This is a genomic window from Candidatus Dactylopiibacterium carminicum (genome assembly GCF_014736495.1).
In the GTDB taxonomy this organism is placed as follows: domain Bacteria; phylum Pseudomonadota; class Gammaproteobacteria; order Burkholderiales; family Rhodocyclaceae; genus Uliginosibacterium; species Uliginosibacterium carminicum.
On record NZ_MDUX01000026.1, the window covers coordinates 1 to 15,947 of the forward strand.

At 63.4% G+C, this 15,947-nt stretch carries 14 protein-coding genes and 1 tRNA gene; 6 read left to right on the forward strand and 9 right to left on the reverse strand.

Going from position 1 to position 15,947, the window contains the following annotated elements:
* The first annotated feature begins 107 nt into the window (after positions 1–107).
* On the forward strand, positions 108–1,640 hold the full coding sequence (mshL, locus tag BGI27_RS09310) for a pilus (MSHA type) biogenesis protein MshL (RefSeq protein ID WP_095524597.1): 1,533 nt from the start codon (positions 108–110) through the stop codon (positions 1,638–1,640).
* A gap of 91 nt (positions 1,641–1,731) precedes the next feature.
* Here mshL and BGI27_RS09315 read toward each other — a convergent pair whose 3' ends face one another.
* On the reverse strand, positions 1,732–2,208 hold the full coding sequence (locus BGI27_RS09315; protein ID WP_095524598.1) for an FKBP-type peptidyl-prolyl cis-trans isomerase: 477 nt from the start codon (positions 2,206–2,208) through the stop codon (positions 1,732–1,734).
* Positions 2,209–2,452: 244 nt separating this feature from the next.
* Here BGI27_RS09315 and BGI27_RS09320 point away from each other — a divergent pair, with 244 nt between their 5' ends.
* Together BGI27_RS09320 and BGI27_RS09325 are read left to right on the forward strand one after the other, a co-directional pair.
* Positions 2,453–3,865, forward strand: a complete 1,413-nt coding sequence (locus BGI27_RS09320; protein ID WP_095524599.1) for an APC family permease — start codon at positions 2,453–2,455, stop codon at positions 3,863–3,865.
* Positions 3,866–3,914: 49 nt separating this feature from the next.
* Positions 3,915–4,520 (forward strand): SAM-dependent methyltransferase, encoded by a 606-nt coding sequence (locus tag BGI27_RS09325; RefSeq protein WP_095524600.1) that lies wholly within the window; start codon positions 3,915–3,917, stop codon positions 4,518–4,520.
* A gap of 47 nt (positions 4,521–4,567) precedes the next feature.
* Here BGI27_RS09325 and BGI27_RS09330 read toward each other — a convergent pair whose 3' ends face one another.
* The 4 genes from BGI27_RS09330 to BGI27_RS09345 all read right to left on the reverse strand — a co-directional run bounded on the left by BGI27_RS09330 (position 4,568) and on the right by BGI27_RS09345 (position 9,354).
* Complete coding sequence (locus BGI27_RS09330) at positions 4,568–6,436, reverse strand: diguanylate cyclase domain-containing protein (RefSeq protein WP_095524601.1); 1,869 nt, start codon at positions 6,434–6,436, stop codon at positions 4,568–4,570.
* 9 nt (positions 6,437–6,445) lie between these two features.
* Positions 6,446–7,243 carry an ABC transporter substrate-binding protein gene (locus BGI27_RS09335; RefSeq protein WP_095524602.1) on the reverse strand — a complete coding sequence of 266 codons (798 nt, stop codon included), beginning with the start codon at positions 7,241–7,243 and terminating at the stop codon, positions 6,446–6,448.
* A 110-nt stretch (positions 7,244–7,353) separates the two neighbouring features.
* Positions 7,354–7,980 carry a response regulator gene (locus BGI27_RS09340; protein ID WP_095524603.1) on the reverse strand — a complete coding sequence of 209 codons (627 nt, stop codon included), beginning with the start codon at positions 7,978–7,980 and terminating at the stop codon, positions 7,354–7,356.
* A gap of 12 nt (positions 7,981–7,992) precedes the next feature.
* Positions 7,993–9,354, reverse strand: a complete 1,362-nt coding sequence (locus BGI27_RS09345) for a cache domain-containing protein (RefSeq protein ID WP_095524604.1) — start codon at positions 9,352–9,354, stop codon at positions 7,993–7,995.
* A gap of 286 nt (positions 9,355–9,640) precedes the next feature.
* Here BGI27_RS09345 and BGI27_RS09350 point away from each other — a divergent pair, with 286 nt between their 5' ends.
* The 3 genes from BGI27_RS09350 (at position 9,641) to BGI27_RS09360 (ending at position 13,075) form a co-directional block, all read left to right on the forward strand.
* Positions 9,641–11,710 (forward strand): carbon starvation CstA family protein, encoded by a 2,070-nt coding sequence (locus tag BGI27_RS09350; RefSeq protein ID WP_095524605.1) that lies wholly within the window; start codon positions 9,641–9,643, stop codon positions 11,708–11,710.
* A gap of 34 nt (positions 11,711–11,744) precedes the next feature.
* Positions 11,745–11,966: a YbdD/YjiX family protein gene (locus tag BGI27_RS09355; protein ID WP_478210099.1), complete on the forward strand. Its 222-nt coding sequence runs from the start codon at positions 11,745–11,747 to the stop codon at positions 11,964–11,966.
* Between the two features lie 107 nt (positions 11,967–12,073).
* The gene (locus BGI27_RS09360; protein ID WP_095524606.1) at positions 12,074–13,075 is read left to right on the forward strand and encodes a CobW family GTP-binding protein; all 1,002 of its coding nucleotides are present in this window, start codon (positions 12,074–12,076) and stop codon (positions 13,073–13,075) included.
* A 9-nt stretch (positions 13,076–13,084) separates the two neighbouring features.
* Here BGI27_RS09360 and holA read toward each other — a convergent pair whose 3' ends face one another.
* From holA to BGI27_RS09380, 4 genes are all read right to left on the reverse strand, one after another.
* Positions 13,085–14,098, reverse strand: coding sequence for a DNA polymerase III subunit delta (gene holA / locus BGI27_RS09365; RefSeq protein ID WP_095524607.1), 1,014 nt, complete (start codon positions 14,096–14,098; stop codon positions 13,085–13,087).
* A 30-nt stretch (positions 14,099–14,128) separates the two neighbouring features.
* A tRNA-Arg gene (locus BGI27_RS09370) sits at positions 14,129–14,203 on the reverse strand.
* Between the two features lie 101 nt (positions 14,204–14,304).
* Positions 14,305–15,081: a hypothetical protein gene (locus tag BGI27_RS09375; protein WP_095524608.1), complete on the reverse strand. Its 777-nt coding sequence runs from the start codon at positions 15,079–15,081 to the stop codon at positions 14,305–14,307.
* A gap of 11 nt (positions 15,082–15,092) precedes the next feature.
* Positions 15,093–15,731 (reverse strand): histidine phosphatase family protein, encoded by a 639-nt coding sequence (locus BGI27_RS09380; protein ID WP_223871715.1) that lies wholly within the window; start codon positions 15,729–15,731, stop codon positions 15,093–15,095.
* Between the last annotated feature and the right edge of the window lie 216 nt (positions 15,732–15,947).

Genomic DNA, 15,947 nt, shown 5'->3' on the forward strand with positions numbered 1-15,947 from the left:
GAAAAACAGTATTTCATGAAGCTCGGGGCTGTCTAGGAAACCCGGGGCGATTCAGTCAGCCGGAGCCTGTGGCCAGTGTCCCGGCTCCGGCGCCTCTGGATGCGCCGATGTATCCATCTTTGCGCATCGATGAGCCGACGCCCATTCATCGCTTCGATCTGATTGTGAGCGATGCGCCAGCGCGGGAGGTCTATCTCGGTATGGTGGCGGATACGCCGTATTCCATCCTGTTGCCCAACGATCTGGATGGCAACATCACCGTGAGTCTCAAGCTGGTCAGCGTACCCGAGGCACTTGAAGCGCTACGGACGCTGTATGGCTATGAGTATCGTGTCGATGGCCGGCGCATCTTCATTCAGTCACGCAAGTTGCAGACACGCATCCTCAAGCTCGACTATCTCAATGCGGTGCGCAAGGGGGCTTCGGATATCCGGGTGATCTCCGGCTCCGTTAGTGACGTGAGTTCGGGCAGCAGCGGAACTTCCGGTACGACGAACAGCACCAGTACCAATCCGACCAGCTTTGTCACAAGCAAGATATCCACTACGGCGAACAACGATTTCTGGAGCGAATTGCGCGAAACGCTGGCGGCCCTGGTGGGCGAAGGTGAAGGGCGCGGCGTGATGCTCAATCCGCAGAGCGGCATCCTGGTGGTACGTGCCTTTCCTGCCGAACTCGCCCAGGTCGAGGAGTTCCTGCGTGTGTCTCAGCTAGCACTGACACGACAAGTGGTGATCGAGGCCAAGATCGTGGAGGTAGCCCTGAGCGACCAGTTCCAGGCGGGCATCAACTGGGGCGCCTTCGGCAGTGCGAGCAGTCCCGATGGGCGGCTGCGGTTTTCCGGTGGTCAGCTCACGCCAGGGAGCACCATCGTACGTGGCGGAATCTCTACCACCAGCCCGATCTCGGGCACGGCACAAGTCAATCTGGCCAATTCGGCCGATGCTGTGGGCAGCATGTTCGGTCTGGTGCTCAGCTCGGCAAACTTCACGGCCGTGCTCAATCTGCTCGAAGAGCAAGGGCAGGTGCATGTACTTTCCAGCCCGCGGGTGGCCACGCTCAACAATCAGAAGGCTGTGCTCAAAGTGGGGAGTGACGATTTCTTCGTCACCGGGGTCGATACCAACTCAAACACCAACGCCAATGGTTCGTCGGTCATCTCGCCCAAGCTCACGCTGCAGCCTTTCTTTTCAGGCATCTCGCTAGACGTGACACCGCAGATCGACGATCGTGGTGGTATCACCCTGCACATCCATCCGATGGTGAGCAAGGTCAGTAGCGTGACCCAGGAAATCGATCTGGGCGAGCTGGGGAATTTCAGATTGCCGCTCGCGTCCAGCGAGGTCAGTGAAATGGACAGCGTCGTGCGGGCACTGAATGGCCAGATGATCGTGCTGGGTGGCCTGATCCGTCAGGGGTCCAACGTGGCTGACTCTCAGGTGCCCGGCCTAGGTGACGTGCCCGTGCTGGGCAACCTCTTCAAGCAGAAAAGCCGCGATGCCGAGCGGCGCGAACTGGTCATCCTGTTGCGCCCCAGCGTCATCCAGTCGAATGCCGACTGGCGTTCCGAGATCGACCGGGCCAGCGATCGCGTCGGCGAAATCCTCGACGGACGCTGGCGCGGCGGTACGGAACGCTGATCCTTTGGATCTGGTTACGTCATTTCCTTGTCATTCGCGGTTCCCGCCGATTCCCGAGGCACATGTGTGCCCCGGGAACCCACTGAAGCATTCAGTGGTGATGGCCGTGCTCGCCATGCACATGCTGGTGGGTGATCTCTTCCTCGCTGGCTTCACGCACTGCGAGTACCTGCAATGTGAAACGCAGTGCCTGGCCGGCCAGCGGGTGGTTGCCGTCAAGCAGGACTACCGGTCCCTTGATCTTGGTGACGAAGAAGTGGCGGGGTTCTCCCTGTGTATCCAGCCGCTCGATCTGGCCGCCAACCTTGATGCCCGGCGGGAATTCGGCCTTGGGCATGGTCTGTAGCAGGCTCTCGTCGCGTTCGCCAAAAGCGTCCGCCGCACTTAGTGCGAGCGTGGTCTGGAAGCCGGGTTCCTGACCTTCAAGTGCCGCTTCCAGCACGGGGAACAGGTTGTCGTAACCACCATGTAGGTAGGCCACAGGACGCTTGCCATCGTCGATGAGGCGGCCATTGGCGTCGCTGACTCTCAGGCTCAGGGTGACGGCGGTGTTCTTGCTGATCTTCATGCGGATCTGCCGGGGAAAGTTGAAGAGCGCCCATTCTGACCGACTCAGGCGGCGTGAGGAATCCCCACGATCCGTGCTGCCAAGGGAGCGCGGTCCGCATCGGAGACCGGAACCCCCGGAAGGGCAGGGAACTTTTCCCGGACGCGGCGGCTCTGCCTGCGAGCGTGTCTTGCCCATTGGGGCTGTTTGAGCGGAGTTCCGCCAGCAGCCGTTTCCCGAGAGCATTTCTTCGTAGAGTACCTTCATGCCAGCTTTGCCTGACAGCAGTACCCCGGATCAGCATGCCGCGCATCCGCATGCAGTACTCGATCTTCACGTCGTGATCGCCATCATCGTCGGCATCGTGGTCGGTGCCGGCATCTTCAAGACACCAGGCATGGTGGCCGGATTGACTGGTGACAGCAGCTGGATGTTCTTTGCCTGGCTGTTCGGCGGGATCATCTCCCTGGTCGGAGCCCTGTGTTACGCCGAACTGGCCAGCGCCTATCCCAATGCCGGCGGCGATTACCATTTCCTCACCCGGGCGTTTGGCCGCTCGCTCGGCCTGTTGTTCGCCTGGGCACGCTTCACGGTGATCACCACCGGCTCGATCGCTTTGCTGGCCTTCGTGTTCGGCGATTACCTGGCGGCGATGCTTCCAGTCGATGCGCTGGGGCCGACGCTCACCAGCGCCCTGTATGCAGCGCTGGCCGTGCTTGTGCTGAGCGGTGTGCATCTGGCCGGCATCCGGTCGGTGGCACGGGCACAGGTCTGGCTGACCGTGGTGCAGATCGTGGGCCTGTTGCTGGTAGTGCTGGCGGCATTTTCCATCGCGACTCCGGTCAGCGTGCCGGAGGTTGTCGCCGAAAGTCCGGCCAGTGGGCCTTCCGCCTCGGCTTTCGGGCTGGCCATGGTCTTCGTACTGCTGACCTACGGCGGTTGGAATGAAGCGGCTTACGTCAGTGCAGAGATCAAGCAGCCGAAACGCAATATCGTGCGCGCGCTGATGTATTCCATCCTGCTGATCACGGCGCTTTACCTGCTGGTGAACTGGGCCTATTGGCGCGTGCTGGGCACGGCCGGCATGGCACAGAGCCAGGCAATCGCCGCCGACCTACTGGCGATGGCATTCGGGCCTGTCGGCGGCACGCTGATTTCGTTGCTGGTCATGGTGACGGCATTGACCACGGTGAATGCGACGATGATCGTGGGCGCCAGGACGGGCTATGCCGTGGGGCGCGACTGGCCTCAACTGGCAGGCCTTGGCCAATGGAGCCCCGATCGCCAGGTGCCGGCCAACGCCCTGTGGGTACAGTGTGTGGCCGCCTTGCTGCTGATCGCGGTCGGTGCCGTGACCGGCGGTGGTTTCCGCGCCATGGTGGAGTTCACCTCGCCGGTGTTCTGGTTGTTTTTCTTGCTCTCTGGCGTGGCATTGCTGGTGCTGCGCCAGCGCGATCCGGCGACCGAGCGTCCGTTCCGCGTTCCTCTGTATCCGGTGCTGCCGCTGCTGTTCTGTGCGGTCTGTGCCTACATGCTGTGGTCCAGCCTTTCGTTCGTCTACAGCCAATCCTTGGGCGGCTTCAATGCGGCCTGGATCGGCGTGGTCGTACTGCTCGTCGGTCTGTTGCTGGTGCTTTGCATGCGCCCATCCCTGCAGGCCTCGTATTCGCGCAGTTGAATGTCGTTTTCCTGTTTCCTCCCACCCCGACTCTTGCAGGAGAAAAGCCATGACTGACCGTTTGATCGTACCGGGCCAGCCCCACCTGAGCCGCCGTGGTTTCCTGACCGGAGCGCTCGCCGGAGCCTCCTTGCTCGGGTTGGGTGCACGCCCGGCACTGGCGCAGTTCGGGCCTGACAACCGGCTGGATGTGCCCTACGTGCCTACTCCGCAGGAAGTGGTCGACGAGATGCTGCGGATGGCCCAGGTGCGTACCGGAGATGTCGTGTATGACCTGGGCTGTGGCGATGGCCGCGTGGTGATCACGGTGGCGGCCAAGCTGGGGGCGACCGGCGTCGGGATCGATCTGGATCCCCAGCGGATCAGCGAGGCGAACGCCAATGCACGTTCGGCGAAGGTGACGGACAGGGTGAAGTTTGTCGAAGCGGACTTGTTCACTTCCGACTTTTCGGCTGCCACGGTGGTGACGCTCTATCTGCTGGATTCCGTGAACCGGCGTTTGCGCCCGCAGCTGTGGCGCCAGTTGAGCGTCGGCACACGCGTGGTATCTCATGACTTCAGCATGGGAGAGGAGTGGCCGCCAGAGGATGTCCGCCAGGTCGGGCGCAGCACGCTTTATCGCTGGACCATCACCGAGGCACACAAACGCACCTGAGTCAGAGGGCCGGCAGCCCCTTCCTGGCGGTTTCCGGTCCAGCGGGTTCAGAAGTGCGACGCATGCGCACGCCAGGTGTTCTTGCCGGCCTGTTTGGCCTGGTACATCGCCCGGTCAGCCAGCTGCAACAGGCATTCGGGTTCGGTGGCGTCCAGCGGGAAGAAGACTACGCCCAGGCTGGCTGAAACCTCGAGCACGGCACATCCATCGGCGACGGGGCTGGCTGCGGCGGTCAGCAGTCGTTGAAGTACCGGCTCGCTATCGCTGGGGTGGCGCAGGTCGACCAGTAGCGCCACGAATTCGTCGCCTCCCACCCGTGCCAGGGTGTCGCTGTCGCGCAGGGCGGCGCGCATGCGTTGCGCGAGCTCCACCAGCAGCGTGTCGCCCGAGTCGTGGCCGAAGCGGTCATTGATCTGCTTGAAGCCATCCAGATCGATGTAGACCAGTGCCAGACAGAGCTCTCGCCGCAGGCTCTGGCTGATGGCATGGGTCAGGCGATCCTGCAGCAGACTGCGGTTGGGCAGGCGGGTCAGCGTGTCGTAGTGGGCGATGTACTCCAGATGTTGCTGCTGTTCCTTCATCTGCGTGATGTCGGAGAACAGGGCTACGTAGTTTCGCGTCTGGCCCGCATGATCGCGTACTGTGCTGATGGTCAACAGGGCTGCGAACTGGCTGCCATCCCTGCGGCGGCTCCAAAGCTCTCCCAGCCAGGAGCCCTGACGCAGCAGATCGCGCCACATGTTTGTGTAGAAGCTTGCCGGTTGTTTCCTGGAGCTGAGCAGGCGCGGTGTGCGACCGATGACGTCATCGTGCGCATAGCCCGTGATGCGGCTGAAGGCTTCGTTGACTTCGACGATATGCCCCTTGGCGTCAGTGATGATGATGCCTTCGCGAGAGTGCGTGAATACCGTGGCTGCCAGGCGCTCACGGTCGCGTTGCTGGGCTTCGCTACGCTCCGTCTCGCGCCGGCGCAGGTGCAGATAGAGCCAGCTCATCAGGAACATCAGCCCGATCAGGGCCGGCAGCACGAGGGTGAGCAGGCGCCGGCTCTCCCGCGTCCAGCGGCTCAGGACGTATTCCCGTTCCAGATGCAGTTCGACGATCACCGGAAACAGGCGCGAGGCCCGGAATGCGCTGATGCTCGGTTGGGTGCCGTAGAGCGTTTCTTCGAAGGTGCCCGCCTCGACATCGTTGATCGACGCAAGATAGATGGCGTCGGCACGCAGAGCCCCCGGACGGAAGCGCTCGTCGGTGGAGAACAGCTGGATGCCGTCATAACGCAGCACATCGACAGAGCCTCGCTCCAGGGCCAGACGATTGCTGTAATGGTTGATGAAATAATCCGGATTGAGGGCTACGAGCAGCAGCACGGTGCGGCCATCGTCCAGCCGGACGTTGCGCAGCATCGGCAGGAAGCCTGTCTGCCTGCCATCGCCGGCCTGCGTCGGCAGGATGGGGGAACCATCGGAGAAGTCCCGGCCTCGCCAGGGGCGGCCGATGGCGACGTAGTCGCTGTCTGGCGTGCCTGGTGGCAGGAAATCCAGCAGGTTGACGTAGCGCCCCAGATTGGCCGGATTGGCGCTGGCCACGATGCCGCCGTTCTTGTCGACCACCGACAGCGAGCGCAGCGCCGGTGCATTGCGCAGCATGGCGACCAGCTCCCGGTTGGTCGGGGGCTGGGCGGTATTGATGAGCGAGAGGCTGAGCAGGTTCAGGTATTGGGTGAGGTGATCTTCCACCGCGCGCGCCTGCAGACCGGCGATGTCATGCTGTTGCTCGAGCTCCTCGGCATACATGCGATACAGGTTGAAGACCGTGCTGGCGGCGATACTGGCAGCGAAAACCGTGGCAAGGACCAGGAAACCGAGGTGACTGCCGATGTGCCGCACGACGTTACCCAGGCGGGGCGTATGCATGGTGGTTTCCTAGTCGAACACGGCGACGGGCGTCAATTGGTGTTGTGCGGCGGCCGTGCGCAGACGGCCATCCTGCTGGATGTCGGAGACGAAACGGTCGACACGTGCATGCCAGCGTTCGTCTCCTGATCTGACGGCGTAGCCGTAATCGGTCAGATGGAAGGGGGCAGGGGGCGCCACGAGGCGAGCCCAGTCGGCGTTGCGCAGCATGTGCTGGCTGTAGGGGTAGTCGGTCATGAAGACGTCCGCACGCCCGGAGAGCACTTCCTGTTCCCGTGCGAAGGGGGTTTCGAGCACTACCAGGCGCGCATGGCGGATTCGTTCCCGCATGACGGTTTCGTGATAAGTGCCGCGTGATACGGCAACCACCACGCCTGGCTGATCGATGTCCTTCCACGCCTGGATGCGGCGGTTGGCCACGGTGGTGATGGCGTAGATGTCGCTGCGCAGATAAGGGCGGGTGAAATGGATCTGCGCCGCGCGGGCCGGCGTGATGCCGATGGCGAACATGGCGATGTCGCAGCACTCGGTGCGAAGATCTTCGATCAGCGTCACGAAGTTGCTGTCGACGAAACGGATGCCAATCCCGGGGCCCAGATCCTGGGCAAATGCGCGGGCCAGATCGATATCCATGCCGCTGAGCTGCTGGGTGCGGGGATTCCGGTAGGTAATGCCGTGGTAATCCGGCCAGATACAGATGCGGAGTGTTCGCGTGGCCAGCACGCGGGAGAGCGTATCGGAGGCTTGTGCATGGGTGGGTGGCTGCCAGAGCAGGGTGAGAAACAGGCAGGCCATCAGGAAACGCATGAGCTACTCCCGGAGTCGCTGGCACAGGCAATGGATGCCGTGCACAACGGAGCTGCGTTGAGGAACATTAGCCTACGGTGTGAGCCTTGCCCGGAAGGCCCAGCGCTGGGTCAGAGCTGCTGCCAGCGGCGCTCCACGGCAAACTTGACGAGCGAGGAGCTGCCCTCGAGTTCGCACTTGCGTTTGATGTTCAATCGGTGGGTTTCGACAGTCCGTACGGAGAGCTGCAGACGATGCGCGATTTCCTTGCTGGCAAGGCCGTCTGCGAGCAGCGAGAGGATTTCCCGTTCGCGCTGGGTGAGCAGCGGCGGTGTGGTGGCCGCTGCCGCCAGGGCTGCGCTCACACCGCTGGAGTAGTAGCAGCGGCCGGCCATCACGGCCTGCACGGCGGCCACGATCTCCTGCGCGGGACTGTCCTTTAGTACATAGCCGCAGGCGCCCGCGCGGCAGGCCTCGATCACGTATTGTGGCTGATCGTGCATGGTCAGCATGATGATGCGCAGTTGGGGGTGCATGTCGTGCAATTGGCGGGCGAGGTCGATGCCGCTGGCCGCCTTGAGTGCGATGTCCAGCAGCACCACGTCGGGTAATTGCCGCTGCAGGCCGGCGAGGGCCTCCTCCGCGCTATTGGCCTCGGCGATCACTTCGAAGCCCGGCACGGTCTGCAGGCGGGAGCGCAGGCCATCGCGCACCAGCGGATGGTCGTCAATCAGCATCAGGCGGACTCGGGTTTCCATGATGGGCTCCTCTCAGGGTTTCAGTGCGCTGGCGGGCAGCACCACGTCGATGCTGGTGCCTTGCAGGCCGCTGTTGATCAGGCAGATGCCGCCCAGTGTCTCGATGCGTTCGCGCATGCTGGCCAGCCCGAGGCCGCCGCGCGGCTGGGCAGCCACGGTGTCGAGATCGAAACCGCGGCCGTTGTCGGAAATGCTCAGGCGCAGCGCCCGCGGGCGGGCCATCAGGCTCACGCTGACCTCGCTGGCCCCGGCGTGGCGTTCGATGTTTGTGAGCGCTTCCTGTACCACGCGAAACAGTGCCGTGGCGACAGGCGCGGGCAGGTCCGGCCGGTCCTCGGCCTTGAAGCTCACCTTCAGACCGGTGCGGATGCCGAATTCGTCGAGCGTCTGGGCCAGTGCGGCTTTCAGGCCAAGATCATCCAGTGCCGTCGGGCGCAGATCATGAGAGATGCGGCGCACTTCGCGCAGCACCTCGTTGAGCCGGGCCACGCCCTTGTCGGTCATGCTGGCCAGCGGATCGGAAGCCTGGAGGGCACATTGCTGGATGTGCTCGCGTACCGACTCGAAGATGTATTTCACCCCCACCAGCAACTGGCTGACGCCATCGTGCAGCTCACGTGCCACGCGGGCACGCTCGGTTTCCTGCGAGAGCACCACCTGGTGCGCCAGCGCACGCAGGCGTGCCTCGGCATGGCGCTGGGTGGAAAGATTCAGGGCGAGGCCACAGATGGCCACGATCAGCATGGCGGCGCCGGCGATCACGGCGATGATGTGCATGGTCGCGTCGATGGCATTGCTTGCAGCGGCATCGATGTGCAGGCGTGCTTCTTCCAGATCGTCCAGATAGATGCCGGTGCCCAGCATCCAGCCCCACTCCGGTACCAGCTCCACGTAGCCCAGCTTGCGCTCGATGCGTTGCGTGCTGGGGCGGTTCCACTGGAATTCGATGTAGCCGCCGCCTTCGCGTGCCTGGGCGATCAGGTGCTGGATGGTGGGTACCCCCTGCGGATCGCGCAGCTCCCACAGATCCTGGCCGACCAGCTGCGGCTGGCGCGGATGCATGAGATTGCGCCCCTGAGTGTCATAGACGAAGAAGTAGCCATCCTCGCCGAAATTCAGTTGTTGTAGCACGGCGAGCGCCTGCGCGCGTGCAGCGGGGGTATCCACCTTGCGCAGGCCGACGATGCCGCCCATGGCCAGGTCGACGTAGTGCTTGAGTTCTGCGCGCCGCATGCTTTCGAGCACCGGCAGCACTGCGCGGGTTTCTGCCTCTGCCAATGCCCTGGCCTCGATGCGAACCACGGCGGCGATGGCGATGGCCGCCAGCAGCAGAGGGGCGACGGCAAGCAGCAGGATCTTGAGGCGCAGACTCATGCGGCAATGCTAGTCGGCGGACGCGGCGCCAGCCATGCAGGAAACCCCTTGAGGATTGTCGTTCTCCGGGATTTCAGGCGTCAGCCGGCGCCGGGGTCAGGAGTTCTCTTTACGTAATGTCACGCAGGCGTTCTGCGTAGTCATCCCGATGTGCGGCGGCGTCTCGCTTTCTATACTCATCACAGTCTGGTCGCCATCAGGCCGGACACGCGCGGTGTCACACATCGTCGCGAACATACAAACCCGTGCCCGCAACCTGAAGGTTGCGATGACTCTGGAGGAAACAATGAAGAAAGTCCTGCCACATCTTGGCTGGGCCGCGTTCGGCATCATCGGCGCGATCTGCCTGGCCTTCGTCGCGCTCTCGCGTGGCGAAACCATCAATGCCCTGTGGGTGGTGACAGCTGCCGTGGGCATCTATATCGCGGCCTACCGCTTCTATGGTCTGTTCATCGCCCATAAGGTGCTGGCCGTCGACCCCACGCGCATGACGCCGGCCGTGAAGCACAACGACGGTCTGGATTATGTGCCCACCAATCGGCACGTACTGTTTGGCCATCATTTCGCGGCGATTGCCGGTGCAGGGCCGCTGGTTGGGCCGGTGCTGGCCGCGCAGATGGGCTACCTGCCCGGTTTGCTGTGGATCGTGGCCGGGGTGGTGCTGGCCGGCGCCGTGCAGGATTTCATGGTGCTGTTCGTTTCCAGCCGCCGGGATGGCCGCTCGCTGGGCGACCTGATCAAGTCCGAGCTGGGGCCGGTGCCCGGCATGATCGCGCTGTTCGGTACCTTCCTGATCATGGTGATCATCCTGGCCGTGCTGGCGATGATCGTGGTGAAGGCGCTGGCCGAATCGCCCTGGGGAACCTTCACGGTGGCCGCGACGATTCCGATCGCGATCTTCATGGGCATCTACATGCGCTATATCCGCCCGGGGCGCATCGGTGAGATTTCCATCGTGGGCTTCATCCTGCTGATCGGTTCCATCCTGCTCGGTGGCAAGGTTGCGGCCGATCCGTACTGGGCCGCGATGTTCACCTTCACGGGCGTGGAGCTCACCTGGCTGCTGATCGGCTACGGCTTCATCGCCGCCTCGCTGCCGGTCTGGCTGCTGCTGGCCCCGCGTGACTATCTTTCCACCTTCCTGAAGATCGGCACCATCATCGGTCTGGCCATCGGCATCGTGTTCGTGGCACCCGAGATGCACATGCCGCACATGACGCAATTTGTCGATGGCACCGGCCCGGTGTGGTCAGGCAACCTGTTCCCGTTCCTGTTCATCACCATCGCCTGTGGCGCGGTATCCGGCTTCCACGCGTTGATCTCCTCGGGCACCACGCCCAAGCTGCTGGATAACGAGAAGCACGCCGCTTTCATCGGTTACGGTGGCATGTTGATGGAATCCTTCGTCGCGGTGATGGCCCTGGTGGCCGCTTCGGTGATCGATCCCGGTGTGTATTTCGCGATGAACAGCCCGGCGGCATTGATCGGCAAGGATGCCGTGGAGGTGGCTGCGAAAATCTCGCAATGGGGTTTCGTGATCACGCCTGACGTGCTGTTGCAGACCGCGTCCGATGTCGGCGAGCACACCATCATCTCGCGGGCTGGCGGCGCGCCGACGCTGGCGGTCGGCATGGCCCACATCCTGCATCAGGTGATCGGCGGCAAGGCGATGATGGCTTTCTGGTATCACTTCGCCATCCTCTTCGAGGCGCTGTTCATCCTGACCGCCGTGGATGCCGGCACGCGCGCCGGGCGCTTCATGCTGCAGGATCTGCTGGGCGCTTTCGTGCCGGCTTTCAAGCGTACCGACCGCTTGGTGCCGAACATGATCGGTACCGGCCTGTGTGTGGCGGCCTGGGGCTACATTCTGTATCAGGGCGTGGTCGATCCGCTGGGCGGCATCAATACCTTGTGGCCGCTTTTCGGGGTCGCCAACCAGATGCTGGCAGCCGTGGCGCTGATCCTCTGCACTGTGGTGCTGTTCAAGATGAAGCGCGAGCGCTATGCCTGGGTCACCATCCTGCCCACGGTATGGTTGCTGGCCTGCACGCTGACCGCGGGCTGGCAGAAGATCTTCGACGCGAGTCCGAAGGTCGCCTTCCTGGCCAATGCCGCACGCTTCTCCGCGGCGGCTGAGCGCGGTGAAGTCCTGGCCCCGGCTACCAGCATGGCGCAGATGCAGCAGGTGATCTTCAATCAGTATCTGGATGCAGCCTTGTGCGGGCTGTTCATGATCGTCGTGCTGTCCGTGCTGGTATATGGCGCGAGGGCTTGCTGGATTGCCCGCGCATCCAGCAAACCGACGTCGCATGAGTCGGCTTATGAAGCCTTGCCGGAGGGCAGTGTGTCTGCCTGAGAACTTGTTCAGAGGCTGATGTTGCGGCCAGCCGATGGCTGGCCGCTTGATGGAGGAATCCGTGTTCAAGGATCTCGCCAAGCTGGGCAAGTATCTGGGTGACACCGCCCGCCTGATGGTGGGGCAGCCCGATTACGATGCCTATGTGCAACATACCCGGCTGAAGCATCCGGACCGTACGCCGATGACTTACGAGGAGTTTTTCCGCGATCGGCAGGAAGCGCGCTTCGGCGGCGCGGTGGGCAAGTGCTGCTAGAAGCTCTTCGAGGCATCCGCAGACACCGATGTTCAGCGGATTGAGTACAACAATCCGGGGAGGTGAGCAGTGTCCGCCTCCCCTTTCTTTTTTCTGGAGTCGCAAGCATGAACGCGCTCATCCCGGTCACGCTGCTCACCGGCTTTCTCGGTGCCGGCAAGACGACCTTGCTCAACCGTTTGCTGGCGGCGCATCCGGATCTGCGTTTCGCTATCGTGGAAAACGAATTCGGCGCCGCCGGCATCGATGGCTCCCTGATCGCAGCGCAGGCCGAGAACATCGTCGAACTTGCCAACGGCTGTATCTGCTGCAGCGTGCGCGGCGAGCTGACGAGTGCGCTGGTGGGTCTGTTGGCGCGCCGCCAGGCGGGCACACTGGCATTTGACCGCCTGATCATCGAAACCACCGGCTTGGCGGATCCTGGCCCGGTGATGCAGGGTTTTTTCTGGGAGCCTGAGCTGCGGGACCATTTCCAGCTCGATGCAGTGATCACCCTGGTGGATGTTTGCCATGCGGGTCGCCAACTGGATAGCGAAGCCGTGGCTGCCGCACAGGTGGCCTACGCTGACTGGCTGGTTTTGACCAAGACGGATCTGGCCGACGCAGGCAATCTGCCCGAGCGCCTGCGCGCCATCAACGCGCGTGCGCCCCAGCTGGACGTACGCGTACTGGATGCGCGCTGGCCGGCCTTGCTGGCCACGGGGGGCTTCTCGCTGGATGAACGGGGGTTGCCACCGGCGTCGCAAAACCTCTGGAAGCCCAGTGGCAGCGTTGCCGGGGGGCTGTCGAAAAAACCGCAACGCTCCTGGGATGACAGTATCGGCTCGCTACTGCTGGAGGCGGAAAACCAGGTCGATCTGGATGCCGTCTCCGGCTTCGTGGATCGGCTCATTGAAGCGCATGGCCACGATCTGCTGCGTTACAAAGGCATCCTGGCCGTGGCGGGCGAGCCTCGACGGCTGATCTTCCAGGGCGTGCACCGCATTGCCGGGTTCGACTACGGGCGAATCTGGGAAAACGGGGAAAACCGGAACAGCCGCATCGTGCTGATCGGGCGCGATTTGCCGGAGGCCGAGCTGCAGGAGGCGTTCAAGGCCTGTCTGGCCTGAAGACCGGATTCAGCGCAGCCGCAAACGCAGGCTCAACTGCAGGAATTCATCCCATACGTCGCCCCGCTCCAGGCCTTTGATTATGCGGTCGATACGGGCCGCATGCAGCAGGGCGGCGCGCAGGCCACCAGCCTTGAGCCGCTGTGCTGCGCGCTTGCAGGGGCCCTGGTGCGGGCCGAATACGCGCTCTGTTTTCAGCGCGGCGTCTACGCTCTGGCCACCATCCATGGCGCCGCGCACATTGGCGAGCGTGCGGATTTCGTTGCTCATGGCCCAGAGCACCAGTGGCGGCGCGGCACCTTCGCCCTTGAGGCCTTCGAGCAGGCGCGCGCAGCGCGGGGCGTCGCCTTCGAGCAGGGCCGCACGCAGTTTTTCGGTGTCGTAACGCGCCACATGCAATACGGCATCTTCCACCTGGGCGAGGCTGAGTTCGCCCGGCTCGTGGAGCAGGCCGAGCTTCTGGATCTCTTGGTGTGCGGCGAGCAGATTGCCTTCCACGTGGCCGGCGATGAATTCCAGCGCCTCGCGCGGTGCATGCTGCTGCTGGCGCGCCAGACGCTGGGCGATCCAGTCCGGCAGGCGGGCCAGCTCCGGCGCGTTGCATTCGATCACGAAGCCTGCTTCCGATAGCGCCGTGAACCAGGCGGTCTTGCGCGTAGCCCAGTCCAGCAGCGGCAACGTGATGAGCGTCAGGCTATCGCCTTGTGGGTCAAGCTCGCGTGCGAATCGTGTGAGGGCCTCGCCGCCTTGCTTGCCGGGTTTGCCGTTGGGAATGCGCAGGTCGACCAGGCTACGGTCGCCGAACAGAGAAAGGGCGCCCGAGGCGAGACCGAACTCATCCCAGCGGAAATACTGGTGGGTGACGAGCACTTCGCGTTCTGTCACGCCCTGGGCACGTGCCGCAGCGCGGATGGCATCCGCCGCTTCGAGCACCAGCAGGGGTTCGTCGCCATGCACCACGTACAGCGGTGAAAGTGGGCGGGAGAGATGTTCGGCGAGGGCTTCGGGGCGCAGGGCTGGCATGTGCAGGCGCTCGGGAGGATGCCGGGCGGCTGGTACCACCAACAGGAATCGAACCTGTATCTGCCGCTTAGGAGGCGGCCGTTCTATCCATTGAACTATGGCGGCCCGGCTCCCGCTCCAAGCCCGGCGGCAGGGCGGGAAAGGGGGCAGAGCCTATCACAAAATCCTTGCCCCGCGCGCCACGGCGAGCGGCGGCCGGGCGCGCGTCAATGCGTGTCCGTACTCCAGCCGATCTCGCGGGCGGTGGCCGGGCCGATCACGGTTTCCGCGAGGCTGGCGGGAATCCGCGCCGTATCGCCACGTAGTGGAATGCGGCCGGCCATGATCTCGGCCTGTGTTTGCGGCAGGCGGGGTTTGCGCCAGGGCTCGGCGTAGCCTTCCGGATGAAGGGCCAGGTTGGTGGCCGGATCGTATTTGTCGGTGGCGCCCAGCGTGTGGAGCAGTTCGTGCGTGGCAACGACCAGGTTGCTGCCGGCCATCTCCCGACCGGCGAAGACGTGAGCGAGTGCAATGCCTCCCTTGGCGAGGCCGGCAGAATCAGGCACGCGCGGATTGCGCTCAGGATCGTGATAGAGCAGATAGAGGCGCAGGTCTGGCCGGATGGAGGTTTCCGGCGTGTGGCGCCAAGCCCAGTAGCGTATCGCGAGCGACCAGCGGATGGCGGCGAGCATGCCGCCACTGGCCGGCTGCTCAGGAGGCAGCGTCGTGATCTCGGGGCCGGTTTCGATGCGTACCGGCAGCGTGAGGTCCATGCCGTGCGCGGCAGCCTGGGCTGCGATGTAATCGGCGATCGGCGCAAGCTGTGTTTTTTCCAGCCGGTGGACTTCATCTCTAGCGGCAGTGCTGCCGTCCGCGTTGAGCGCGAAGACTGCCACATGCAGCGTGCTGCGCCAGCTGCGCAAATGGCGCTCAGTGCGCCATGCCGTGGTAGCGACAGTCGCGAGGATCAGCAGCAGGATCAGGATGCGCAGGCGACGGAACATGATTCGCAGCGCTAGAGGGTGATCTCGTCGCGGCTGCCGCGAAGGTGGCTTCGTTCATCCCAGGAAAGCAGTTGCCAGCGGCCGGCTTCGTGCTCGATCCAGTTCAGCGTGGCATTGCCCAGGGGGAAGTCGCGCGGTTTGCTCAGAGGAATCCCCGTGACCATGCGGTAGATCGCGTCCAGGCAGCCACCATGGCTGACGACCAGAAGGGTCTGGCCGACATGCATCCTTGCCAGGGTTTCCAGCGCTTCCCGTACACGGGCGTGGAATACGAGCAGCGATTCGCCACCGCCTGCCGGCACGCTGTCCGGCTCCAGGTTGCGCAGCAGGGCATACAGGCCGGGATGGCGCTGTTCGGCCTCATCCCGCGTAAGACCCTGCATCAGGCCGAAATGGCGCTCGCGCAGACGGGGATCGAACCGTACGGCGGCGGACTGTCGGCTGGCGATGATGCTGGCGGTTTCATGAGCGCGATCCAGATCAGAACTGACGATGGCGTCGAACTGCCATTGCCTGAGTGCCTGTGCGGCAGCTTCGGCCTGCTGGCGGCCAGTGGCATTGAGGGGAATGTTTTCGTGCCCCTGGAGGCGACGCTCGGCGTTCCAGGGCGTCTCGCCGTGGCGGACGAGGCAGATGCGGGTTTGGGACATCGGCGGTGACTGCGTGGGAAACAGGCTGGATTCTAACGGCAAGCCCATCCATCTCAATACGCAGAAGGGGTTGAGGGCGTTTTTGCGTACACCAAAAGGTTAAGAAATCTCAAGAGAGATAAAAGTGCGGCTTATGCATTTATTGAATGTTTTTATTTGTATATGCCGGATTGCTTGTTGAGCCTGCCAGGCCGGATTCCGGCAAACCGCCTTTGC